Annotated in this window: 1 protein-coding gene; it reads right to left on the bottom strand. The window is 55.3% G+C overall.

Features of this window, described 5'->3' with window-relative positions:
• Positions 1–896 (bottom strand): alpha/beta hydrolase (locus FDX03_RS12420; protein WP_137346031.1); only part of this gene is annotated, 896 nt, incomplete at its 3' end.
• Positions 897–1,018: the final 122 nt, after the last annotated feature.

Raw genomic sequence — 1,018 nt, forward strand, 5'->3', positions numbered from 1 at the left:
ATTTCCGGCCAGATGGCCAGCGGTAACCCTTGCGCATCGCGAATACCAAATCCGTGCTTACCGCGTTCAAACAGATGCATTTCGACCGGAACGCCCTGCTCACGTAGCGCATTAAAGAAGACCAGGCTGTTTTCTACCTTCACCGCCGGATCGTCAATGGCGTGTAGCAGGAATGTCGGCGGCGTTGTGCTATCCACGCGTTCTTCCAGAGAATAGTGGCGCAAATCTTCCTTTTCGGGCTTAGCGCCAACCAGCTCAAGACGAGATCCCGGGTGACCGATGTCTTCGCGCAGAGTGACAACCGGGTACACCAGTGCCATAAACGCAGGGCGCGCAGGTTGCTCGTCTACGTTATCTATCGGCGTATAAACCGTTTCGGCAAACCGGGTTCCCAGACTGGCGGCCACGTGACCACCGGAAGAGAAGCCCAACACACCGATACGATCAGGGTTAATTTTCCATTCCTGGGCGTTGGCGCGAATGTAGCGCATAGCGCGTTGGGCATCGGCCAACGGTGCGTTTGACGCTTCCTCGTGACCATCCCCCGGCAAGCGATAGGTCATGACAAACAGAGTATAACCGCGGGCATTAAAAAAGGGCGCCAGCGCACTACCTTCTTTGTCCAGCACTACGCGTCGATAAGAGCCGCCGGGGGTGACAAGTATTCCCACACCATTCGGTTTTGCGGGGGCGTAGACGGTGATTTCTGGGGCACGAATACCGGTTACCGCACGATCGTAATGAGAGGTTCCTGTATGTCTGGGTTCGGGGGTAAATACCGCATCGCTGTTTTTTGCTCCGGGGGCTTCACCCATTGGCCAGACTGAGACGGTGGCGGCGTGGGCAACGGCTTGCGCGATCATAGTTTCTAACGTTTCTCGACTCAGTGCTTCCATTACTGTGCTCCCTTTGTGGCAAAGGTTAGCTATAGCACACTTAATGGGTTGAAAACGGGGAGAGACTCACAACGTATTGAATTAGCGGGAAATGAAACGAGGCGGAGGCGATCCTCCGCCAA

The organism is Citrobacter sp. wls827, assembly GCF_005280875.1.
Taxonomy (GTDB): domain Bacteria; phylum Pseudomonadota; class Gammaproteobacteria; order Enterobacterales; family Enterobacteriaceae; genus Citrobacter; species Citrobacter youngae.